The organism is Lactobacillus sp. PSON (assembly GCF_052615405.1).
Genome location: NZ_JBQXFW010000001.1, coordinates 41,836 through 65,570 on the forward strand (window position 1 = coordinate 41,836; position 23,735 = coordinate 65,570).

The 23,735-nt window shown below is 26.4% G+C and carries 25 protein-coding genes and 1 pseudogene; 7 read left to right on the plus strand and 19 right to left on the minus strand.

Features of this window, described 5'->3' with window-relative positions:
• Positions 1 to 105: 105 nt before the first annotated feature.
• The 8 genes from ACTHPI_RS00210 to ACTHPI_RS00245 all read right to left on the minus strand — a co-directional run bounded on the left by ACTHPI_RS00210 (position 106) and on the right by ACTHPI_RS00245 (position 6,252).
• Complete coding sequence (locus tag ACTHPI_RS00210; RefSeq protein WP_445352164.1) at positions 106 to 519, minus strand: DUF3021 domain-containing protein; 414 nt, start codon at positions 517 to 519, stop codon at positions 106 to 108.
• The gene (locus tag ACTHPI_RS00215; protein WP_445352165.1) at positions 516 to 959 is read right to left on the minus strand and encodes a LytTR family DNA-binding domain-containing protein; all 444 of its coding nucleotides are present in this window, start codon (positions 957 to 959) and stop codon (positions 516 to 518) included. Before ACTHPI_RS00215 ends, ACTHPI_RS00210 begins: the two co-directional genes overlap by 4 nt.
• A gap of 179 nt (positions 960 to 1,138) precedes the next feature.
• Positions 1,139 to 1,510, minus strand: a complete 372-nt coding sequence (locus ACTHPI_RS00220) for a PTS glucitol/sorbitol transporter subunit IIA (RefSeq protein ID WP_445352166.1) — start codon at positions 1,508 to 1,510, stop codon at positions 1,139 to 1,141.
• Positions 1,511 to 1,530: 20 nt separating this feature from the next.
• Positions 1,531 to 2,532, minus strand: coding sequence for a PTS glucitol/sorbitol transporter subunit IIB (gene srlE / locus ACTHPI_RS00225; protein WP_445352167.1), 1,002 nt, complete (start codon positions 2,530 to 2,532; stop codon positions 1,531 to 1,533).
• Between the two features lie 25 nt (positions 2,533 to 2,557).
• Positions 2,558 to 3,109 carry a PTS glucitol/sorbitol transporter subunit IIC gene (gene srlA, locus ACTHPI_RS00230; RefSeq protein WP_445352168.1) on the minus strand — a complete coding sequence of 184 codons (552 nt, stop codon included), beginning with the start codon at positions 3,107 to 3,109 and terminating at the stop codon, positions 2,558 to 2,560.
• Positions 3,106 to 3,603 carry a transcriptional regulator GutM gene (locus tag ACTHPI_RS00235; RefSeq protein ID WP_445352169.1) on the minus strand — a complete coding sequence of 166 codons (498 nt, stop codon included), beginning with the start codon at positions 3,601 to 3,603 and terminating at the stop codon, positions 3,106 to 3,108. Before ACTHPI_RS00235 ends, srlA begins: the two co-directional genes overlap by 4 nt.
• 1 nt (position 3,604) lies before the next feature.
• Entirely contained in the window at positions 3,605 to 5,437 is a 1,833-nt protein-coding gene (locus ACTHPI_RS00240; protein WP_445352170.1) for a helix-turn-helix domain-containing protein, read from the minus strand.
• A gap of 14 nt (positions 5,438 to 5,451) precedes the next feature.
• Complete coding sequence (locus tag ACTHPI_RS00245; protein ID WP_445352171.1) at positions 5,452 to 6,252, minus strand: SDR family oxidoreductase; 801 nt, start codon at positions 6,250 to 6,252, stop codon at positions 5,452 to 5,454.
• A 330-nt stretch (positions 6,253 to 6,582) separates the two neighbouring features.
• Here ACTHPI_RS00245 and ACTHPI_RS00250 point away from each other — a divergent pair, with 330 nt between their 5' ends.
• From ACTHPI_RS00250 to ACTHPI_RS00270, 5 genes are all read left to right on the plus strand, one after another.
• Complete coding sequence (locus ACTHPI_RS00250) at positions 6,583 to 7,047, plus strand: PTS sugar transporter subunit IIA (RefSeq protein ID WP_445352172.1); 465 nt, start codon at positions 6,583 to 6,585, stop codon at positions 7,045 to 7,047.
• Positions 7,048 to 7,053: 6 nt separating this feature from the next.
• Positions 7,054 to 8,466: a PTS galactitol transporter subunit IIC gene (locus ACTHPI_RS00255; protein WP_445352173.1), complete on the plus strand. Its 1,413-nt coding sequence runs from the start codon at positions 7,054 to 7,056 to the stop codon at positions 8,464 to 8,466.
• Positions 8,467 to 8,499: 33 nt separating this feature from the next.
• Positions 8,500 to 8,793 (plus strand): PTS sugar transporter subunit IIB, encoded by a 294-nt coding sequence (locus tag ACTHPI_RS00260; RefSeq protein WP_445352174.1) that lies wholly within the window; start codon positions 8,500 to 8,502, stop codon positions 8,791 to 8,793.
• 63 nt (positions 8,794 to 8,856) lie between these two features.
• Positions 8,857 to 10,941, plus strand: coding sequence for a BglG family transcription antiterminator (locus tag ACTHPI_RS00265; RefSeq protein ID WP_445352175.1), 2,085 nt, complete (start codon positions 8,857 to 8,859; stop codon positions 10,939 to 10,941).
• Between the two features lie 16 nt (positions 10,942 to 10,957).
• Positions 10,958 to 11,218 (plus strand): hypothetical protein, encoded by a 261-nt coding sequence (locus ACTHPI_RS00270; protein ID WP_445352176.1) that lies wholly within the window; start codon positions 10,958 to 10,960, stop codon positions 11,216 to 11,218.
• Positions 11,219 to 11,351: 133 nt separating this feature from the next.
• On the opposite strand, the gene ACTHPI_RS00275 is transcribed toward ACTHPI_RS00270, so the two are convergent.
• The 4 genes from ACTHPI_RS00275 to ACTHPI_RS00290 all read right to left on the minus strand — a co-directional run bounded on the left by ACTHPI_RS00275 (position 11,352) and on the right by ACTHPI_RS00290 (position 16,024).
• Positions 11,352 to 13,322, minus strand: coding sequence for an RNA-directed DNA polymerase (locus tag ACTHPI_RS00275; RefSeq protein WP_445352177.1), 1,971 nt, complete (start codon positions 13,320 to 13,322; stop codon positions 11,352 to 11,354).
• A 250-nt stretch (positions 13,323 to 13,572) separates the two neighbouring features.
• Positions 13,573 to 14,430 carry a hypothetical protein gene (locus ACTHPI_RS00280; RefSeq protein WP_445352178.1) on the minus strand — a complete coding sequence of 286 codons (858 nt, stop codon included), beginning with the start codon at positions 14,428 to 14,430 and terminating at the stop codon, positions 13,573 to 13,575.
• 4 nt (positions 14,431 to 14,434) lie between these two features.
• Positions 14,435 to 15,166 carry a DUF6710 family protein gene (locus tag ACTHPI_RS00285; RefSeq protein ID WP_445352179.1) on the minus strand — a complete coding sequence of 244 codons (732 nt, stop codon included), beginning with the start codon at positions 15,164 to 15,166 and terminating at the stop codon, positions 14,435 to 14,437.
• 15 nt (positions 15,167 to 15,181) lie between these two features.
• Positions 15,182 to 16,024 (minus strand): hypothetical protein, encoded by an 843-nt coding sequence (locus ACTHPI_RS00290; protein ID WP_445352180.1) that lies wholly within the window; start codon positions 16,022 to 16,024, stop codon positions 15,182 to 15,184.
• Between the two features lie 113 nt (positions 16,025 to 16,137).
• On the opposite strand from ACTHPI_RS00290, the pseudogene ACTHPI_RS00295 reads away from it, so the two are divergent.
• Positions 16,138 to 16,916, plus strand: a pseudogene (locus ACTHPI_RS00295) (IS982 family transposase).
• Positions 16,917 to 17,049: 133 nt separating this feature from the next.
• Here the strand turns inward: ACTHPI_RS00295 and ACTHPI_RS00300 are convergent.
• Positions 17,050 to 17,733, minus strand: coding sequence for an ADP-ribosyltransferase (locus ACTHPI_RS00300; protein WP_445352181.1), 684 nt, complete (start codon positions 17,731 to 17,733; stop codon positions 17,050 to 17,052).
• Positions 17,734 to 18,195: 462 nt separating this feature from the next.
• Between ACTHPI_RS00300 and ACTHPI_RS00305 the strand changes: the two genes are divergently transcribed.
• On the plus strand, positions 18,196 to 18,339 hold the full coding sequence (locus tag ACTHPI_RS00305) for a helix-turn-helix domain-containing protein (RefSeq protein WP_445352182.1): 144 nt from the start codon (positions 18,196 to 18,198) through the stop codon (positions 18,337 to 18,339).
• Positions 18,340 to 18,527: 188 nt separating this feature from the next.
• On the opposite strand, the gene ACTHPI_RS00310 is transcribed toward ACTHPI_RS00305, so the two are convergent.
• The 6 genes from ACTHPI_RS00310 to ACTHPI_RS00335 all read right to left on the minus strand — a co-directional run bounded on the left by ACTHPI_RS00310 (position 18,528) and on the right by ACTHPI_RS00335 (position 23,734).
• Positions 18,528 to 19,202 carry a P-loop NTPase fold protein gene (locus ACTHPI_RS00310; protein WP_445352183.1) on the minus strand — a complete coding sequence of 225 codons (675 nt, stop codon included), beginning with the start codon at positions 19,200 to 19,202 and terminating at the stop codon, positions 18,528 to 18,530.
• 6 nt (positions 19,203 to 19,208) lie between these two features.
• The gene (locus ACTHPI_RS00315) at positions 19,209 to 19,376 is read right to left on the minus strand and encodes a hypothetical protein (RefSeq protein WP_445352184.1); all 168 of its coding nucleotides are present in this window, start codon (positions 19,374 to 19,376) and stop codon (positions 19,209 to 19,211) included.
• Between the two features lie 73 nt (positions 19,377 to 19,449).
• Positions 19,450 to 19,674 carry a P-loop NTPase fold protein gene (locus tag ACTHPI_RS00320; RefSeq protein WP_445352185.1) on the minus strand — a complete coding sequence of 75 codons (225 nt, stop codon included), beginning with the start codon at positions 19,672 to 19,674 and terminating at the stop codon, positions 19,450 to 19,452.
• A gap of 21 nt (positions 19,675 to 19,695) precedes the next feature.
• The gene (locus ACTHPI_RS00325) at positions 19,696 to 21,000 is read right to left on the minus strand and encodes a hypothetical protein (RefSeq protein ID WP_445352186.1); all 1,305 of its coding nucleotides are present in this window, start codon (positions 20,998 to 21,000) and stop codon (positions 19,696 to 19,698) included.
• A gap of 11 nt (positions 21,001 to 21,011) precedes the next feature.
• Positions 21,012 to 22,475 carry a flippase gene (locus ACTHPI_RS00330; protein ID WP_445352187.1) on the minus strand — a complete coding sequence of 488 codons (1,464 nt, stop codon included), beginning with the start codon at positions 22,473 to 22,475 and terminating at the stop codon, positions 21,012 to 21,014.
• A 206-nt stretch (positions 22,476 to 22,681) separates the two neighbouring features.
• Positions 22,682 to 23,734, minus strand: coding sequence for a hypothetical protein (locus ACTHPI_RS00335; RefSeq protein WP_445352188.1), 1,053 nt, complete (start codon positions 23,732 to 23,734; stop codon positions 22,682 to 22,684).
• Between the last annotated feature and the right edge of the window lies 1 nt (position 23,735).

Here is a 23,735-nt window from a genome sequence, read left to right on the forward strand (position 1 = left end):
TTAAATTCATTGATACAAAAGAGATTTTATTTACACAAAAGATTTGATAGTTTCACGCGAATACTAAAAACTAGATTTTCAACAAATTATCTAAATAGTTCGATTTTATAACTTTAAATTAGCACTTTTTATTTGTCTACGAATATTTAAGTAAATACTTAACCAAATAATTAGATAACCAACCCAATATATAATAGTAAAAATTAAAACTTCAATAAAATTAAATTTAATCCACTTATTAATAATATAGATAAAAATCAAAGTGAAATATATTAGTAGAGATTGAATCAAAGTAGCTTTACCTAGAGATAATTTTTCTATTCGAAATATTGTCATGCTACTTCCTTGAACAAAAGTAATAATTAAAGCAGAAACAATAGCTAGATTTACTTCATTAACCGTTAAAACACTAATTACATTATTTATTTTTAGAAAAAAATACACTGCAGTTAAAATAATTGGACCAAAGCCCATCCCCATCAGACCATTTATAAAAAAGTGTTTCCAAAAGTTTTTCATTTTTGAAGCTCCTTCCTAATTTTTCTAAAGCAACGACGAGAAACATAATCACTAATTCCATTTTTTAAGACCACATTGATTCCAGCTCCATAATTTACAGTAAACTTCTTGATTTCAAAGCGATTAATAATACTTGATTTATTAATTTTCCAAAAGAAATTTGGTAATTTTTCTGCAACTTGATAAAGACGTTCTTTTAAAAGTAATTTTTCTTGATTAACAGTCAAAGCATAAATTCTATTTTCAATAATAGTAACTAATGCAATTTCGTTAAAATTTAGATTAATCAAATTACCCTCTTTATCAAAAGCGATAATTGATTGGATATTATCACTATTTTGAACAAATCTTTTTAGCTGATCACTAAATATACTTTCACGATGTAATTGTGCATGTACAAATTCTTCTTTATCAGAATTAATTGATAGCTTAAATTTCATTTTTTCTCCTTTCGTAATTAAGTATATTAAATTTATAAAAGAAATAATAATTTATCTAGTTAACGGTATATTTTAAGCAATAATCGGTCAAAAAATAGCGCTAAAACTTATTCAAAAGCTTTAGCACTGGTATATTTTTTTAATTCTTTTATTTTTCAAAAATAGTAATTTTATCTATATTAAAAAATTTCAACTCTAGTTCCAACTTCTACACATGGAAATTCTTTAGCTTGCACGTATAATGAACCTGGCAATTCTGCCTTTTCTTCTCCTGTAAATTTTACAGCAATATGCCCTAGATTCTTCAAATTTGTATTAACTTCATTACCAACTGCAGTAATTTTGTAACTACTCTTACCAATTTTAAGAATCATTCCTGCCTGAATATCTCTTTCAAGATTATTAATATCAATAATAAAACACGAATCACGAAGAGCACTAGGTGCTTCATCTCCAAAAAATATTAACATATTTACTGCTTCAAAATCTTTTGCATCTTTACCGATTTCTTTAACTACAGTTTTAAATATTGGTCGAGACATTATTTTCATTTAAAAAACCTTCCTTTTTTCTATTTTCCTGTATACAAACCAAAACTTGCTAACCATGCAACAAATACACGCGGTACACCATTAATAAAGCGTGAATATAATACTGAAGTAACACCGACTTCAACTGTCTTTGCTTCTGCATCCATCAATCCTAATCCAACTGGAATAAAATCACATCCATTTTGAGTATTAATAGCAAATAAAGCAGGCAAAGCATATTGAGGTGGAATATTTCCTTTACCAATTTCTACACCTATTAAAGTTCCAATTATTTGTCCAATTACACCACCTGGTCCAAGTAATGGAGATAAAAATGGCAAAGAACAAATAAATCCTAAAATCATTAATCCCCAAATATTACCGGCTAGAGGTGTCATAAGTTTAGCAAACCATTTACCAATTCCAGAAGCATTAATGATACCAATAAGCAAAGAAACAAATGCCATAAATGGTAAAATTGTTTTAATTACAGTATCTACAGACTTTTTAGCAGCTTGATTAAAGGTTGCAACTACTTTACCAACCCCAACACCAATTCGAGCTACCCAACTATCATTATTTTGCTGAGTTAATGTCTTTTGAGTATCAATATTAGCTCTATTATCTTTAGTATCAACTTTTACAGCTGATACTTTTTGAGATTCAGTATTATCAGTTGCTGTAATTTGATCAACATCAACAGCTGATACATATAATTTAGGAGTTATAAATTGTGCTAATGGACCTGATTTTCCGGTGGGTAAAATATTTATCGTCTTAATTCCTTTCTTTGGGTAGATACCACATCTCAAAGTACCACCACAATCTACTACTGCTACTGCAATCTCATTATCAGGAATTGATGTTTTAAACCCATCAACAGCCTTCATTCCAGTTAATTTAATTAATTTATCAATGATAGCTGGACGATTGCCACCTGTTACATATAAAATAGTATGCTTTTCATCAGTAGGTGTGATAATTAAAGGACCACCCCAGCCTCCAGAGCCATGAACAATCTTTACACTTTTCCATTTATTCATAATTCAATTCACCTCCATAATTAGACTATTGAGAAACATTAGCTTTTTTAGATAACTTGATTCCAGTTGTTTTACATACATAAGCAGTAGTAAAATCAGTAATCCAACCACCTATAAAATTCATAATCAATCCTACAAGCATATAACGAATAGCTAAATCCATAGTATTTAAGCCTAACTTTTGAACACCAGCTGCTATTCCCATCCAAATAAAGTATTCAGCTGGATTAATATGTGGAAACACTCCATTACTTGTATGACAAAATTGTGCACATGAAGCATAGTAGCTTGGCTTATAATATTCTGGTAAAAACTTTCCCATTGTATGAGCCAAAGGATTGCCTAACATAAATGCTGCAATATAAGGTAATACCATATATCTCATTATTGGGTTACTAGAAGAAGCCTGAGCAAATTTGTTCATCTTTTTTTGCCCGATCATAGCTATTAAAGCATTCATAAATACTAACATTATTAAAACTAACGGAATAATGGTTGCTACCCAATTAGCAAATTGTTTACCACCAGCTTGAAACAGTCCCATAAACCATGTAGCAAAGTTAATTACGGTTTTCATATTTGTCGCCTTCTCTTTATTGCATTAAATTTACTTATTAATTCATTTTTCCATAAATCAAAAACTGGTAATGAAAGAAAATTTGTACTTGTATCTAAATCTGATCGACTCAATTTTCCAGTTTTATAATTTATATAGTTACGATAAGCATTTAAGATACATTCTCTAGTCAATGAATCATATTTTTGAAGTTGATTATAATCACTAGCTAGTAGTGGTAATGACTTTCCATTTAATACTTTGAATTCTTTAAATCTTGCAAATATAGTTACACCTTTCATTATTTTTGCATCTTTTATATTTGCATCCCTATCAATATTTAACAGAATTAATGTACCTGCTCTAAATTTTTTAGGATTTTTTCCTATTAAAATTTTTCCATTTCTACTCATATTTCTAAATGTTTTCACAAAATTTCTAATTTGTAAAAAACCTAAAATACTTTGAAGTAAAAATACTATTCCTAATAGTATTGATATACATAAAACATCCATTTTAAATACCTTCTGCTATTTGAACTAGGGATTGAGAATTATCATATTCCATGAAATTTTTATGTAATATTTCATTTCTAGAAACCAAACCTATAAAATCATATAATCGAGATGTAGCGTCAACTAAATCCTTATTTATACCGTCTGGTATTCCTATTAAAAAAATTAATTCTAACTTATTTTTTCTAAATGAAATTTTATTATCAACTATTCCAACACTAACTAATATTCTATCTTTATTAGAATTATCAATTGCATGAGGAATAGCAATTCCATTAGCAAAAATATTATTTGTTTTCTTTTCTCGATTCATCCAAGAATGTTTAAAATTTAAATCTAACTCACCAATTTTTATTTGCTGATCAATCATTTTATTTACAGCATCATAATATGTTTCTGCCTCAAGATGATTCACTGATAAAATAATTTTATTTTGTTTTATTAGTTGCTCAATTACAGAAATTTGCATAATAATAGCTAGTGCTTCTGGACGAAATGCTGTTCCTACATTAATTACTTGAAGATTATTAATTGCTAATGGTTTATCTGCAAAAATTAATAAATATTTTTTATCCGATTGATTAAAAGTAGTTATATTATTAAAAACATCTATCTTTAAATTTTCAAATACATTATTTAATTTATTTTGAATAAATTCACGAACAGAACTTCTTATTGAACCGATAAAAGCTATTTTTACTTGATTTACTGTAATTGCAGATATTTCTTCTAAAAACATTTCAAAATAAATCACATAATAATTTATTTCATTTTTAGTAAGTTCAATATCATATTTTTCATTAATTATATTTGCTAGTTCCAAACTAAGTTCTAATGAAATAGGATAACTATCTGAAATATTTTGTGGTAACACTTCAACTAATGGAATATACAATAACCTCCGATTAATTGAATAAAGTAAATGCCATTTGAATCTCTCATATACTGTTTCAGGAACTAAACCATTTTGTAATAGCTTTTTTCTAAATGGTTTAAAAAGCATTTGATAATTTTCTTGAAAAACTGCAATAATTTTTTTAGAATTTAAATATTTATTTTTATACAAATTTAGAGGAGAAAGTATATAAGTTAATTCTAATTCCGTAACTTTTGGAAAAATTTCCTGCAATTGTTCAAGCAAATCATTAGCTAAATTTTTATTCCATAAAGGATAAAATCCTTTAGGCAAATTATTTAATGTATAGCCATATTTATTAAATAGCTTTAATGAAATAATATTATTTATTATTCGATTAGCTGTTTGTTTTGGAATTTCAATTTTACTTAAATATTCCGAAAATTGTTGTAGACTATTAATCCAGTCATATTTTGAAGTATAATTAATAACTAAATTTCGAAGGACAGAAATTTCATCAAAGCTCGTTGCAAAAGTGATTTTTATTCCTTTACCAGTTTTAGAAATTACTTTACCTTTATATAACACTAATTCCTGTCTAATATCCTTAAGAACTTTATTAATAACTTTTCTACTAACAGTTAATTTATCAGCAATTTCATCAATTGAAACATAATCTTGATTTTTAATTAGAATATCAATAATATATGCTTTTTGCTTTATTGGATCGTTTAAATTTAATTCACCTTTTAGAAATTGAGTCTCTAAGTTTATAAATTTTGAATAGTTATTTATTGTTAATTGAAATCTTTCAACACCTACTGAAATATGTGCAGAATCACCTAAAATATTATTTAACTCTGCTATTCGCTTATTAACTGTTTTAGCAGAAATATCATTATATACTGCAATTTCTTGCATCGTCATTGAACCATTTTCAACAAAAAGTTTTAATAGTTTAAATAAACAACTATCCATCTCGTTCCTTTCTATCAGCCTCTAGATTTGCCACCTGCCACATTAATAGTTACACCAGTGATATAACTTGCTCTATCTGACAAAAGATATGCAACTAAATCTGCAACTTCATATAAGTGACCACTTCGTCCCATTGGTGTAGTTGTCGTACTCTTATAACCAGCTCGTAATTGATCTACTGTAATATTTCTTGTATATGCTAGTGCATTTTCATAAGTTGGCGTTCTTAATCCTGTTGCTTCCATAATTCCTGGTGCTACTCCAGCTACTCTAACATTAAACTTTCCAAGTTCTTTAGCCCAAGATCTAGTAAAGCCATTAATTGCGCCCTTTGTAGCTGAATAAATACTTTGTCCTTGTGAACCTTCAAGTCCTGCTTCTGATGACATATTTACAATTACTCCATGCCTTTGTGCTACTAAATATCTACCGACAGCTTGAGATAATAACATTACGCTTTTAACATTAACTGTAAACATCTTCATCCAATCAGATTCAGTCATTTCATATTGACTTTGTGCTTCTTTATTATCTACTAATAATCTTGGTAAATTAATTCCCGCATTATTAACAACACCATCAATATGTCCAAATTCATCAATTGCTGTTTTTACAGTAGCTTCAACATCATCTTTATTAGTTACATCTGTATGACAGTAAATAATACGATTATCCATATTTTTTGGTTCATTTAAATCTGCATCAATAACAATAGCCCCTTCATCTGCTAGTTCTTTTACAATTGCTGCTCCAATACCAGATGAACCACCTGTAACAATGTAAACTCTGTCTTTAATATTTAGCCAATCTTTCATTTTAAATTTCCTTTCTGCTTGCTTATTACATTATCAATATTAATGTAATCGCTTACAAAAATTAATAACCTTATTTTCTTAAAGATTGGAATAAATGGTGATTAACTTATTAATTATTAAACTTATATTTTTATTTTCTTTACTATTTAAATATACTTATTCAATCATTATTTGTAAACTGCATTAAAATTACTTTTTAATATTTAAACTTCCAATCACTAGTCAACTCATTGCAGTAAACAAAACTTATAATTGCACTAATTTATGTAAGCGCTTTTCTAGTACTATATAAATGTAAAGAGAAATAAAAAAGAAAAGGAGGTTAATAGCTTGGAATATGTTAATAAAAATCTAGTACTTGCTAAACTAAAAGCTACTGACTACAAAGATGCAATTACTCAACTAGCAAACTTATTGCAAAAGCAAGGCTATGTTAATAAAGATTTTGCTCAAGCAGTACTAGACAGAGAAGAAATTTATCCTACAGGTCTTCCAAGTGGCAAAGTCAATGTTGCTATCCCACATACAGATATTAAATATGTAAATTCTCCAGCTATTGCATTTGCAAGCCTTGAAAAACCAATTAAGTTCAAAAACATGGCAGATAAATCACAAGAAATAGATGTTAATTTTATTGCAATGCTTGCTATGAAAGAACCACATAGTCAAGTTAGTTTATTACAAAACTTAATGAAACTATTTCAAAAACAGAATTTGTTAAAAGAACTTACTTCAATAACTAGTAGTTCTCGGCTTTTTGAACAACTATCAAATTACTTTGAAAAGGAGGTTTAATGAATAATGAAATATATAGTTGACTTTATCGAATATATTGTCAATTTGGGTCCAACTGTCATGATTCCAATTATTTTTCTGATTTTTGGATTATGTGTAAAAGTACCTTTCACTAAAGCACTTCGTGGCGGTTTAATGGTTGGTATTGGATTCATTGGTTTAAATGCTACTGTTACAATTCTAACTGAAGTTATGAATCCCGCCGTCCAACAAATTATCAAAGTTATGCATATTAACTTATCTGTAATTGACGTTGGTTGGCCTTCAGCTTCCGCAATCGCATATGGTTCAGTAGTTGGAGTAACTATGATTCCTTTAGGAATTGCGATTAATGTTGTAATGCTTTTAACCAAAACAACTTCCACTATTGACGTTGATATTTGGGACTTTTGGCACTTTGCATTTACCGGATCCCTCGTCTATGCATTGACTAATGATATGTTATTAAGTCTGTTCTTAGCTAGTGTGAATATGATTATTATTATGGTAATTGCTGACAGAACGGCACCTTTATCAGAAAAATACTTGGGACTGCCTGGTATATCAATCCCTCATGGTTATGCAGCATCATTTGTTCCATTTGCTGTAGTAATTAATTGGATTATTGATAAAATTCCCGGTATTAACAAAATTCACCTCGATGCTAAAGACTTTAATAAGAAATTTGGTAACTGGGGTGAACCTACTCTTTTAGGTTTTGTTATTGGTGTCTTAGTTGGACTTCTTGCATATGGTTTTGTTCCTGGAATGGATTGGCCAACCAAGATTGGTAAAATTTTATTGATGGGTGTAACTTTATCAGCAGTTATGATTATTACACCAAAGATGGCTGCTTTACTTCTTCAAGGTGTGGTTCCTGTTTCCAATTCAATTCAAAAATTAACTCAAAAACACTTTGGTGGACGTAAATTTTACATTGGTATGGATACTGCTGTAGGTATTGGTAGTCCAGTAGTCTTGGCTTGTGCTACTTTAATGATTCCATTATCTTTGATATTTGCATTCCTTTTACCAGGAAACAAATTCTTACCAACAATTGGTTTAGTTGGATTTGTCTTTATGTTTCCATTAATCGTTGCAGTAGTACACGGTGATTTCTTCCGTTCATTCATTATTGGTGCAATTAACGTAATTATTGGATTATGGATTGGTACTAACTTATCACCATTCTTTACTCAAGCTGCTAGAGCTGCGCACTTTGCAATTCCTAAGAATTCAACCTTAATTGGTTCAATTGACTATGAGTCAAACCCATTTCCATGGATCTTATTCCAATTAGCTCATACTAAATGGATTGCTTATCTTTTTGGGCTTGTAGTGTGCGGTATTCTCTTGGCTTGGAATCACCACTGCATTGTAAAAAGTGAAAAAGGTACTAAAGATAAATCTCAAGAAAAACCAGATATTGCAAAAGCGTAATATAAATTTAAATATAATTAGGAGGATAAAATTATGAAAAAGATTATTGTTGCTTGTGGTGCAGGTGTTGTAACAAGTACAACTGCAATGAATAAAATTAAAGAAGAATTGTCAGATCGTGGCTACACAGAAGGTACAGACTATAAGTTGATTCAAACAAGCGTTCAATCGGTCCCATCAATGGCAGATGAAGCTGATATGGCAATTACTACAACCCAATATGATAATGATGAAATAAAAATCCCTGTATTAAATGGTTTACCTCTTCTTACAGGAATTGGAGCTGACGAAGTTATTGACCAAATTGAGGAACTAGTCAAAGAATAACATCAACTTAATTTAAAAAGGTTAAGACTGCCATAGTCTTAACCTTTTTTATAGGAGTAAAATATGCAACAAACAACTCAAGCTTTAGAATTAATAAATTATATTACTAATCAAAAGCGCTATGTTAGTTTAGAAGAATTATGTAAATATTTTGATGTTTCAAAAAGAACTATTTTTTATCGAATTAAACTGGCAAATAATAAATTAGAAGCAAATCATTTGCCTAAAATAAAAAATATTCGTGGAATGGGCTATTGGTTAGATAAAGATATAAATAATAAATTTCAAACAACTAAAATTCAAAAACTTGATATAAAAAATAATAAAGAGAATAGAATTAAAGAAATAATTTGGCAATTAATTATTAAAGATACCCCTGTTTCAATTAATAGGTTAGTCGATTGTTTAGAGGTTTCTCGAAATACAATTATTAATGATTTTAAATATATCAAAGAAAAATACCCATTTCTGAATCTAACAACTAGTACAAATGGCCATGTCTTAAATTGTAGTGAATACAATAAACGCAGGTTTATTTATCAAGCACTCCAAGATAATGACTTTATCAATCATAAAATAGCATCCCTAAATACATCTACCATAAATTCTGCTCAACTAAAATTTAATTTCAATAATTTAGAGCATCAGCTTCAATCAAAGTTTACAGAAAGCGCGCGTAAAAGATTGCTTCAATTACTTAACTTTATAAGTTACAGAATTGTTCACAATAATATCATTGAAAATACTTCTATCAGTGACTTAACTGAAGTAAAACCTGAATTCATCACGGCTATTACAAACTTTTTAAGGCAATATAATATTAATCAAAAATCAGAAATAATTTTCTTTAGTAAACTAATCTTGTGTGAACAAGTAAAGGTAATCAATTATATTAACTCTGAATTTCAAGAAAAGATGTTAGCAACTACTAAGTTAATTATCAATCGTTATAATCAAATCTCTGGTATTAATATCAATTCTAAGAACTTTATTCTTGCATTGAGTAACCATCTTTATGCAACTTATTTTAGGAGTAAATATTCTTTTACTTTTTCTACTCCAATTTTAAAAACTATTGAAAATAAGTTTCCTGAAATGGTAAAGTTTGTTCAACTAGCTTGTAATCCACTATCAAAAATTATTGGAAAACCTATTCCTATAGATGAAATTGCTCTAATTTGTTTGTACTTTATTTCTTATAATGGAATCTCTGATGATATTTCTGATTTTCTTGCTAAAACTAATGATATTACAGAAAGTTTAAATGCAGACGTTTTACTAGTATGTACTAGTGGAGTAAGTTCTTCAACAATCCTTTATTCTAATCTCCACAAGCGCTACCCTCTTATTAAGTTTTCTAAATCATTAAGTATTAATAATTTAGAAAAACTAATCCGAATCCCAAATACTGCAAAATTAATAATTACTACTGCCCCAATTAATGAGACTAAATTTGATATTCCAGTAATCAAAGTAAAATCATTAATGGATCAGCGAGATAACTATAAAGTAGATAAAACTTTAAAAAAGCTCTTTCCTCAATTATCTATAGATCAAAATAAATCTATTAAAAAATTAATGGAAATTATTGACCAAAATGCACAAATATATAATGAAGAAAAGCTCAAAAATGATCTACGTGAATACCTTTATCCTTATTCTTCAAATGAGCAATCTGAAAAAACTAAATTAAGATTATTAGATATACTATCATCTACTAATATTGAATTTCTTAAACATAACTCTTTAAATGAAAATATTTGTACACTTTGTTCTAGTTTAGAACAAAGAAAAGTTATCACATCCGACTATAAAGAAGACATTCTTAATCTAATTAAGCAATATGGACCTTATATGTTAATGTCGACTAATGTCTTCTTAGCTCACGCAGCACCAAGTTCTCATACTTTAAAAGCTGGGATTCAAATTGGAATTTTAAAAAATTCAATAAGTATAGAAGTAAATGGATCAATCTCCAAAATTGAATGCATTATCGTACTATCTCCTGGCTTTCACCATGAACATGATAGAGCATTAGCTGATTTGATTAATATAATTTCAGATAAGAATCTCTTTAACAAAATAATTAATAGTCGAAGCAAAAGCCAAATTTATACTTTGATTCGACATTATTTCAATGAGAATTAAAAAGTAGGTGCTTAAAATGAAAATTAAAAATATTCAATTTTATGTAATTATGATTCTAGGATTAACACTATCTTTAAGCTTTTCAATTTTTGAATTTATTAAACTCAATTCCCAGTCTGGTATTATTAACTTAATCACAGCAGCAATGTTTACTATGTTGATTCTGCACAAGTACTTAGTAGATAAAAATGCTAAAAAAGCTCTCAAAGTCTTAAACTGGATAATTATGCTATTTGTCTTTATCTGTATAGCTGCTGAAAGTGGAATTATTTTTTAGATTTACTAGAAAATAAAAAGCTCCTCAGGTTCGCTTGAACTTGGGGAGTTTTTGAAGTCGAATTAGTTAACTAATTATTGAAATTATGCGAGGTACTAGTTGAATTATTATATTTTACTTGAGTTTATTAAAACTATTTATATTCAAAATTTGTAAATGAAACTTTTTTATTTAACAATTCTATAAAGAACTCATTCACTTTATTACTGTTATTATTCTTATTACTCTTATTACTCTTATCTTTAACTTTATATATCTGTTCTTTAAAATAATCAAAATCCATATTATGAATTTTAATATCCTTATGATCTACGTAATATTGTTTTATATCTTTTTTAAAATTATCATTTGTTATACTTCTATATAATATCTCATATCTCAATAACCAGTGCTTTCCAGTAAATGCATCATGGATAAAGTCATCTACTACAAGCAAGCCTTCGATCATATCGAAGAAATTATTTTTATCTAACTGACTCATATTGCTTTGTAAAATAAAACTATGGACTAAAAATAATAAAGTAAAATCATCTACCTCAATTTGTTTTTTAACAATTAACTTTTGTATTTTATTATTCATTTTTGATGATAATGAGATATTTAATTTGTCAAATAATAGAAGAATGCTATATGCTTCTTGATTCATTTCATTTTCTAAATAAAAATACAATCTTTCAGAGAAAAAATTTTCTTTATCTATATTTAATCCCATTCCTAAGTTTTCTATAAAATGTTTTAAATAATCAGTAACAAAATTGTCGTGTAACTTATTTTCCTTTTCTTGTATTTTATCCAGTAATTGAATAAATGGTAACATTAATTTTGAATCCGAAAGTGCTAATTGTAATATTCTTTCAATAAATGAAGCCTGAGAATCTAAATTTACTTTATTTTCTTTTTCTATTAATGCATGAAGAGCTTTATAAAGTGGTTGTTGTGATTTAATTTCTATATTTTTTTCATAGTTAATTGAATTTATAAAAAACATTAATACTCGTAGCGATAGTTTTTCTGCACCTTTCGTATTTGATAATTGTTCTCTATTTAATACATCATAAAAATTATCATAGCTCTTTTTTATATTGTATGAATTATAGTTACTAAGAAAATCAAATTCTAATTTAGATATTTGCTTTTTTGATATTTTAGTCACTGTATCAAGCTTAATTTTTTCCAACAAATTATCAAAATATCCTATTAAATGTGGTCCTTTTTTAATTTCTACAAAAGTAGTATCTTCAGTTTTTTCATCATTAATAGATATATCATATTTTTGAGTAATTTTTTGTAATACCCGTTTTATTAATGATAATTCTTCTGGAACATCATATCCAAACGTTATATCATCCACATACCTATTAAAGGTTATCCCAGTTTCTTTAAAACTTTCTCGAAGTTCTCTATCAATATATGACATAAAGTATTCTACTATAATGCGAGTTATAAGATTTCCAGTTGGTAACCCATGCGTTTCCCCATTTTGTTCTGCTCTAATTGCATGATCTAATAAATTAGCCGTACTATCACTATCATGTCTGAATTTTTTAGCTTTTTCTTTTCCCATTAAAATCCAGGCAATAGCATGAGTATAAAACGAATGATAGAAATTACTAAAATCAGTTTTAAAATAATGTGTATGTCCAATTAGTAATTTATCTTGTATAGACTTAGTAACTGAAAAACTATATGGACTATACCCAAAATATCTAGATGTACTTTCTGTGTCTGATATTAATCCTTTAATAATTTCATCTTTATTATCTACAATAATCTTAGCCAATAAACAATATGAATATAGATTTGGAAATTTTAACGGTCTTCTTACATTTTGAGACTTAGGAATTGTAAATAATATTGGAGTTGTATTACAAATACTATAGTTTTTTCTTTTTAGAGTTTCCCAAGCATTTAACTTATTAATTGCTTTTAAATTAAAATAATTTGGATATATTACATCTGTCTTACCGTAGTCATTATCTTCCGTATCAATATTTTGATTATTAAACTCTTGAAAATCAAAATAACCTTTTATAATTAGATTTTTCCAAGAAATTATATTATTATAAAATGCTTCTTCATCAATTGGAATTATTTGTTTATCCATACTCACTTTTTGCACCTTCTTACTAATAAAAAAAGCTTCGGAATCTTATTCCGAAAGCCTTTCTTATTACTTAGTAGTCTTATAAATTATTAAAAACAATAAAACTACTAAAAGTAAATTTATGTCCATTAAAATCATCTCCTTGTAATAAAATGCCTCATTTACTACCGGAGAGTTCAATAGACAATTAAATTATATCATTTTTCATGTAATTTGCTAATAAAATTGAAGTTTAATCTATATAAATAAGTCACTTACTTGTTAAATCTCTATTAGACTCTAAACTCAATATTTTAGAATTTGATTCATGCATACGTAAATTTATAACCATATCACTTTCTTTGATATTTTTTCTATCTTTCGCAGTTGCATATCCCTCAATATAAAATCGTTTTGTAAAGCTTCTATCATTTAAATTCTTATATGACAAAGTTATTTGTAATAAAGGAAAATCTTTGAGTTTATCCAGATATTCTGTATCATTTTTATATTTCGAACCTATAGACCTTGAGTAATTAATTAGTGCTGCAATATATGTTTCAGGAATCTTAATCTCATATTGTTTTTCCTTTAAAAGACCATTTATAGTAGTTGACAATGATAAATCAAAAGCTTTTATAGAATCAGACTTGTTTATCCCTGTCCATACTATTTTATCAGGACTAATCTCCCAATCTAAATCTAATTTATTAATTAAATTTTTATCAACCTTATATTCTATAACTATATTTTTTGCAGCTTCATTGCCTACATTAATGATAAAATACTTTAACAGAGGTAAATAATCTTCATCACTTTTTCTAAATATGACTTGCTTAAATTGATTATCTAAATCCAGTAATAACTCGGGACGATGATTTCCTAAAAATGTCCAATATGCAATAAAAATTGAAAAAGAAGTTATTAAACTACCTAGCCAATTAGCTGGTACACCCCATATTCCATCATTAAAATATGATACTATCCAAAATATAAAATCCAAAGTAAGAAAAATGAAAAATATTGTTAATAATGTATTTTTCAACCAAACATTTATATCTTTAATAATAACTAATATAATAGCTATTATTAAACAAAATATTCCAACCAATAAATTAATATAATTCATCCTTTTAACTATTTCTATTATTTTTTATTAAACTTAATATTTTAGATGGGAAACAATCTTCTGTATTCTTTAAATAAGTTCCTATAATCATTAAAGAATACCATTTGTCATAAATCAAATTATTTTTAGGAGCATAAAAATCTCTAAAATTTATATCCTTTTGATTATCTAGTTCAAATGAAATATTATATACCGAATTTATTTTAATTTTATCTAATTCATTTTTTAGTAGAGCACTAAATTGACTATGATTTCCATTATTTACTATAACAATTCCTAATGGATAAATATATGTATTATTGATATTATCAGTAGTAGCAGCAAATTTATTATTAGCATCTAATCCTAATTTATAAATATTATTAATTATTTTTTTATTACTCCAAGGACAAGTAATAAAAGGAGTATTTTCTGTAGTTAAATAAATTGGTTTATCAAATATATTATAATAGATATAATTATTATTCCTCGGTATAAAATTTGATATTTCTAATTTAGGTGCAGAATGTGGATTTCGTATAACAGAATATGCAAAGTCATTATAAATAATACTATTACAAATTATTTTCTGTAAGTACATTAATCCACCCCCCATATTATAATTAGTATTAAGATCATAAGATTTATAGTCAATTGTTTTTACTAATTTACTTGGATAATTAAATGGAACTTGCTTTTTAATATTCTCCAATTCTAATTTCAAATTATAAATTTCCTTACTTTTTTTACCAAACATTTAATAGCTCTTTCTTTAATTATAAATATTCTTTTTCTTCAAATAACCAATATTACCAGTTCTGAAAAAATCTCTATAATTTTCTATTGTGTTTTCTTTAAGTATAGTAGATTTATTGGTATTTTCAGCATAGTCACAATTAGGAATAAACGTATGTGATAGTTGCTTTAAAAGTTGTTTTTTATCTTTAGAATATTTCTCAATTCTAATTCTATTACCAATAGGTATTTGATCATACTCTTCTCTAAAAATAGCTTCTATTTCATAGTAAAATATAGAATTATCTTTGTCTTTAGTAATTTCTTGCTCAAATCGCAACTGTCCTACATCGTTCGTAGTGTTTTCATTCGCTCGTTTAAATTGAGGATATTCATTCCAAATATTTCTATTTCTTACTTTCTTTCTATTATGGTTACCATAGAATAATGGAAAATCAAAATATTTTTTAGTAAATTTACCTAACAAATGACCACCATCAAATATTTGTGATTCATAACTCCCCACATAATTTATAGCTTGATCAAGATCACTTCTATTATTGTCACTTATTTTTAAAAACGGTGGTTCATATTTAGAAGTTTCGCTTTTTCTATTTAAATTCAATAAAGCATGCCAACCTACTATCTTTCTATAGAAGAATATTGGCATAATAGGCTGATCATGTTCTAAAATAGAAATATAATCTAAAATTAAACTTTTCTGTAAAGTGCTATATCTATCATTAACTTCAAAATAATTACCTTGTTTTTTATTATTTGGTTCAATATAAGTTAATTGATATTGCTTCAATTGTTCAATATCAATTATTTCCTTTTCAGAACTTAAACCTAATTTCTTTAAAACTTCATTTATATTCATTAATTATTCTCCAAATATTATATTTAAAATCAACTTAAAAAGTTTATATTAGAATAGGCGTGGTGTTAGTTAGTCGTTTTAGTCATCATTTAAAAGTGAGCTAGACTCAATTAATTAACATTTGTCGAATATTTCGCAATAATTATGCACTTACAGAATTAATTAATCAAAGAAACATCAATAAATACAAGGTTTCTGATATTATAATCTTGGCGTTGCTTATCTGGCAAACTAAAATTGGAATCAAATCATAAAAAAATTATGAATTTTTTTGCAAACTCTCTCACTCACACTTTAATTGGTGAACTAAACAGCTTATACCGTTAATCTATTTAATTAGATGTAAACTAAATCAAAAAGTAAACCTATCAAATAGATTTATGATCATTGATAACTTTTTCCTATACGCAAGCCACTTCGTAACTACAGAGTTAAAATATTACGCAATTATACAAATATTGGCTACAAATTAACCAAAAGAATTTATTATGGATTTAAAAGTCACGTGCTTGTCAATGATGAAGGGAATATGTTTTTAATTATACGGTACCAAAGCTTCAACTCATGAAGCTAAGGAAACTCCAGAATTAATAGCCACTACTAACTTGATAAATAAATATATTCTTAGAGATGAAAGCTATCTAAGAAAGAAACTACATAAACACTTAAAGCAAAATGACCATATTCTATGGACACATTATGAAAAGAATATGAAAAATGTCAAGAAATATAATAATCATAAATTATAGCTATCAGGTGAACGATTGAAAGTAATTTTTCTTTATTAACTTATTACAATGCAGAAAATAACATAACTTGTAGTTTAATAAAATTTCAAGAACAGTTAGTAGTTGCAATATTAGCACCAAATATGGCTTATTATCTAGAATGATTTAACTAGCACCATGCGTATTAAAGTATAATAACTCAGTATTCTTTTTGGAGAATTATTAGTTTCTCTTGTACCGTAAAAATATCTATAATATTAAATCTCTATTTTAATTAGTATTTTTATTAATTAAACTCTACACACTAGCATTATATCTATAAGTAAATTGTTTTAATTTACATGGATATACCCATCTATCCTTATCCTTATAAGGGTATCCAATCATTGCTATAAAACAATTAGGAGGAAAGATAAATTCTTCTTCTCCATCTGATATAATATCTGCACATAATCCAAATATTCCTTTAGATATATAAAGCTTTAATACATTTCTATATTCATAGTCACAACCAGGAACTTTCGATAAAGTAGCACTCAAAAAGCCCTTTTCTTGAAAAGGTATTCCTTTTTTATTATCACTAATTATTTTGCTTATAATATTATCTGGAACAAATCTATACATAATTATATTTTGAGGAATTAATGGTGAATTATAAATATTCCAGTTTAGCAAAACTATTTCATTTTTCAATCTACAATTATCATGTACTCCATTATTCCATTTACCATATCGTAAATAATAATTTATTTTTAAATAATCCCATCCACAATAACCTTTAATAGGATCTATAGGTGTTATTAGCTTGTTTTGTGAATAATTTATTTCTTTAACTAACCTTTTATATCTTGTAGCCCAATTACCATAATTACGCCTTTCCCAGTCTTCCCTATCATTTTCATCAATTTCTTTATAATTTTCTATATTGTCTAATCGCTCAAATAATCTTCCATATTTAATCCTATTCTTCAGTCTTTTCATAAAATTAATCCTTTCATACTTACTATGATAAATTTAACCACATTTCTAACACAAACATTTTTCTATTTTAAAATATTAAAAATTCTCAAAAGATACACTAAACTAGTGTCTTAAAGGATTTAACTAGAATATTCGACTCTTTCTTCCTACTAAAATTTTCAATATTTAATCGCTAGTATTAACTAGTTTTAAATAGGCTATAACTAAAATCAATTAATTTAAAAAGGCCTTTTAATCTTTATACATTAGTATCTTTATGATTTTACTCAAATTAATTATAAACCTATATCTTTTCGGTAATTGCAAAATCAAATTGAACACACTTAGTTCAAAAATAAAAAAAGCCCACTTGTGACTCTTTGTTAGAATGTAAATAACTACAAATACATCTAAAACAAGGTCATAAATGGATTTTATTACATTCTACCATAAATTATCATGAAAAGGACAAACATCTTATTTATGAAAATAGAATTTATATTCAAACTCTGCTTAAAGAGGGGCTATTCTTTTAGAACTATTGTCTGTAGATTAAACTATTCTGCTTCTACTGCCTCTTATGAAGTACGCCGTGGTATTTATCGACATAAAACTGCCATTGGTTAAGATAAATACAGCTCTAATCGACTAAAATCAGGCAGAAAATGCAAATATCTAACTCACAAGTCTTTTATTGACTACATAGAAAACACTTCTTTGACGATAAATGATTCTTAGATAGTTCCATGGCAGATCCTTGGTTATTGGTGAGTTCACTAGTGATTAAGTAGTTGCTACTTTTATCTAAGTTATTATTATATAGTCACTATTTTTACAAATAATTCTCTTCTATTTCCATTCAAAAACTCCTGAAATTCTGCTTCACTAACCATTTTAATACCTAAAATTAAAGGTAGCATCCATAAAATGAAAGCGTTTGGAATTATTGGAGAATCTATATTTTTCTTTTTGTAATATCTTTCTTCAAGAGCTTGAATATTCACCCTGAAATGCGCTAATTCTCGTAATTGAAAATTAAAATAATCTTCAACTACCCTACATATTTGTTCTAAAATACTTAAAATACTACTATTTAAACTACGATCTGTATTTTTATTTTTTAAATATTGGAGATAACGCTTTTTATCAATACTAGGAATATCGATGACACTATCAAAAAATCTATCTAAATATTTTTGTGCATGAAAGTTTTCTCCATAAAAGTTATTAACTGAATAACTTAGTTCTTCTATATCTACAGAAAACACAAAAACTACATTATCATTAAAAAAATAATGCTTTATTCGCTCTAACAATTTTATTGAAAAATTAGGATTACATTTATCTAGCTCATCAATAAAAACTATTAATTTTTCATTATTCCCTATATCATCTAAAAATTTATTAATATTATTCTGAAAGTTCTTATATTTTACTGCTTCTTCGAAGTCAATATTTCTATTACCAGATTTAATTAATTGGGATGCCAATTTATCTCAATCTTTCCCAGTCAATAATTTTATTGTTTCACTAGCTAATTTAAATATATTAGATTTATCATACCTTGGAAGAGTAGCTAATTGAAAAACAATAGTTAAAATTAATGAAAGTACTGGATCCTCATCGCTATCGTTAATCCAAGCATCATAATATACTGTCTGCATCTTTTGTAAATTTGAAAAATTATATTCAGATTCATTTTTTAAAACTGTTTTAAATAAATCCTGACTATTAGAGTTAAATGAATCTAATAGAGTTAAATGAATCTAAAAGTAATTTTGTTTTTCTTGTATAAAAAGTTTTACCTGAACCCCATTTTCCATTTAGAGCAATAGAATAATACTCTTTAATTGTACTTAACAAAGAAATAAAATCTAATATTGAACTGTTTATTCCTAAAACATTATTTTTCAATTCACCCTTTAATACATTATTGCTCGGAATAACTTCTAATGATTTCATAAATATCTATACCTTATTTTCTTAAATACCGCCAATGTGCATTGTGAATTTCAAAAATATATGTTTTTCTAATTTTATCAATATAAATGAACTTATAAAAACTATTATATTAGATAAAATTATAAATATCGCTATTTTATATTGAGTTGAACTTAAAGCTTCAGGAACTTGTATTAAATTTACTTTTTTGCATAAATTTGAAAAAATACTACAAAACTTTATAATTCCACTTTGATTAGCAAAGATACTATTTTCAAAAGTTACTAATGCTGTTAGATTAACCACAAACAATCTTACCTTTGCCAACTTAGATTTATCAACTTTATGTGCATCATCTAAATAAGCATCTTTAATATCAGAACTTCCTAGCGTTTCTAAAGCTAATGCTCCTATTAAAATTATTAAAAAGGTTAATACCTTAAATAAAGAATAACTTCCTAATTGTTCTCTAGTTAAAAAGACAAAACATATTAATATTGGAACAATTGAAACTACTAAAAAGTAAATAATATAGAAACTTCCAAATTCCCAATTTTTTATTTCTGGTCCAAATATTAAAAGTAATAGAATTATTATTATTGAAAGTCCCAGTATTGAAATCCATTCTTGATTACTATCCCACTTTGAAAAAGATGCAATAATAGCAAAAATAAATATATACGAGAATCCTATAGATAATATATTTATTATTTCCCCATTAAACTTCTTAGAAGTATTATCGATAATATTCCAAACATCTTTGAATTTACCAAATAATATTAGAATTCCACCTATGATAAGAATAATACACTCAATAACTAGTCTAATAGGATTAGATAATTCTATTAAATCAATGTATATACAAGCTACAAATAAAGCTATCAATAGCATTAATATTGAATAAAAAGTAACAGTTACTATCCCATTAATTAACTTTAATTCATGCTTATAACTTTTCCATACTGCTATTATTTCTATTATTAAAATCCAAAGAGCAAGCCAAAACTTAGAATAATGCGAAATAAAATGTAAATTATAAGCTAAAATTAACCCTGTATATCCTACAGCATATATAATTAAATAAGAAAAAACAAAATTCATAGTTATATAAGCATATTGTGAATTCTTATTAACCAATATCGAACATACAGCAAAAATCGATATATAAATGATTAAAAATATCTTTATATCACTTTCATTATTTATTTTATTCAGCCAGTTAACTGGAATAAAAAGATAAACTGAAATTAATAGTTCAATACCAATTGCGACACTTATTGATAGTACTTTTAGACAATTAATGAACTTATTAAATATATTTGCTAAACCAGATTTATTATTCTGCATATTCTTAAAAATTAAACCCTACTCTTCACCATCATTTTAGCTTTATCCAAATATTCTTCAGCAATATTATTTCTGCATAAAATCAAAATTGCAGCGTAAATTATTACAGATAACACTACTGAAAAGATAGTTCTTAAAATTAATGAATCAAAACCTATCTTACACATTAAACATACAACAACAATTCCAACACAACCAGCTAAAGAAGAAAAAACATTTTTTAATGTAGTCTTAGAAAATACAATAGGTCCAACAATATCTCTTGCTGACCAGCAATTAAGTGACATAACCATAAATTCTGCAATAACAGTACTTAAAGAGGTTCCATCATAAGACATAAATGGAATTAAAACAAAATTTAAGGCAATATTTACTACACCAGTAATCAAAGTATTACGTAATGATGCATTTTCACGTTTAGCTGGAATCAACACACATTGATTAAAAATTGTACTAAAATTAGAAAAAATAAATGCAGCTGTAATTATTTGTAAAGAAAAGATTGAATCTAAATATTTTTTTCCTGCAATAATCAATACTACTTCTTTACTTAACATTATTAGTCCGACAGCTGCAGGTAATACAAGTATAGAAATATTATTAATCACTTGTGACAAAACATTATTGTATTCCCTAATTCTTCTTTGGCCTAAAAGCATGGCTAATCTAGGAATAGTTACAACTAATAATCCACTAATTAGTCCAGCAGCAATATTATAAATTTTTACTGCTACACTATAAATTCCAACAGCATAGTCATCTTTCATTAATCCTAGAATTGTGGTATCAGAAGATACATAAAGAGTTACTGCAACGGAGGAAGCAAAAATAACCAAAATAGGTTTTAAATGATATTGCCAATTAGTCTTTTTAACTAACTTAATATCAATAAATGACTTGGCATGAATCCAATTAAGAATATTAGATCCAACACCTGCAAATACTGTTATACCTGCATACCATAAATAATCATTCGCACTTCGCACAAAAATAAAAAGTAAGATAATAGAAAAAATCTTAAATAAAATACTTCGAATAGTTATATAACTATAATCTTCATAAATTGTATATACCCATTCTGTACCTAAAGTAGTAAATAATAACTGTAAGGAAAAAATAAGAATACTAGATATATAATTATGAAGATTACCAAATATAATTAAACTAACAAATAGTAATGCATATGCAATTAAAGTTGAAATTACATTAATAGTAAAAACTTCACTTGAAAAAGTACTTATTTTTTCTTTATTATCTCGATATTTAGCTCCTTCACGAACAGCATATGTAGCGATTCCCAGACCCGCTAAAAGTAAAAAATAACCCACATAAGTGTAAGAAAAGTTATAAATTCCCATACCATCAACAGATAAAACTCTAGATACATACGGGAACGTAATTAATGGAAATATTAAATTTAATGCACTTCTTAATCCATTTAATAGTGCATTAAATCCTAAAGACTTATTTTTCATATACTACACTCAAACTCCAACTATATAGATTACTTTATTATCTTTTAATGTTTCTAATATAAACTTTGCTCTTTACATTATATTAATATATACTAGAATAATATTTCTTTTATTATATAACTTCTTAAATATATCTAAACTAGTTATGATTTTATGCATTCATAAAATTTATTAGTTTGGTATCATTTCTTAATATTGTAAAGATATTAATTTCTTTTTATATAATCACAAAAATTATTTATATCACTATCAAATCTATTAATTTGATTTATAACTTTTTCTCTGTATTTATCATATTCTGGTGTATAAACTGCAAAATTATCACACATATTAACTGCCAATTCACACAATTTTTTTACATTTAATTCATCTATCCCAAATTTATATTTTTTAGGGATTGGAATATCAATAGAATTTGCAGCACTTCCGCGATTTGCGGTGATAATATTACAATACTGCATTACAGCTTCTCTAGGCATTCTTTCTGGTCCAGGAAAATATCCTAAATCTAAATATACCTTTGCTTTTCTTAAGTTATTTAAAACCTCATTATGAGTCATATTCTGAAGTGGTTTAAAAATATAACTTGGATAATATTTTTGTAAATATTCGCTTATGCTCTCAACAACATCTTTATCCATTTTTGCAGGATTATAGACAATTATATTCTCTTTATCTTTTAAAATATTATCGATCGATAAATCATTATTTACTAAATCTATTGGACCACAAAGATATTGCATTTGAATATCTTTCACACCTCTTGAGGTAATATATTCTCTCACATATTCACAATTATATAAATGATATATGGTTTGAAAATCTTTGCTTTTTTTAACAAATTTATCAGATTTACCATTTAATTTATCTTTTATAATTCGCTTAAAATATCTAATAGGGATATAAAAAGATGACTCATTTTTGTTTGAGGTATATTTTTTTACATCTGCTAAAATATCATTATTTAAATAATACGTTAATGATAACCACCATATGACCTTTTTAGCTTTTTTAATTTTTAATAACCATCCAGTATCATATTCTGAAGTAATTACCACATTATCTTTCTGATCCTCAATATTATCAGCAATCTTTGCTTTGCTATCATTATAAAGTAATTTTGATGCTTTTATTTTTTGCCCATGATTTCCATAATACATGTAAACATCTAGACCTTTAGAAACTAAGTTATTTCCTAATTGATGTAAACTACGTGGACCACCTGTTTTATTATAAGGACAAACAATGTATATTTTCATT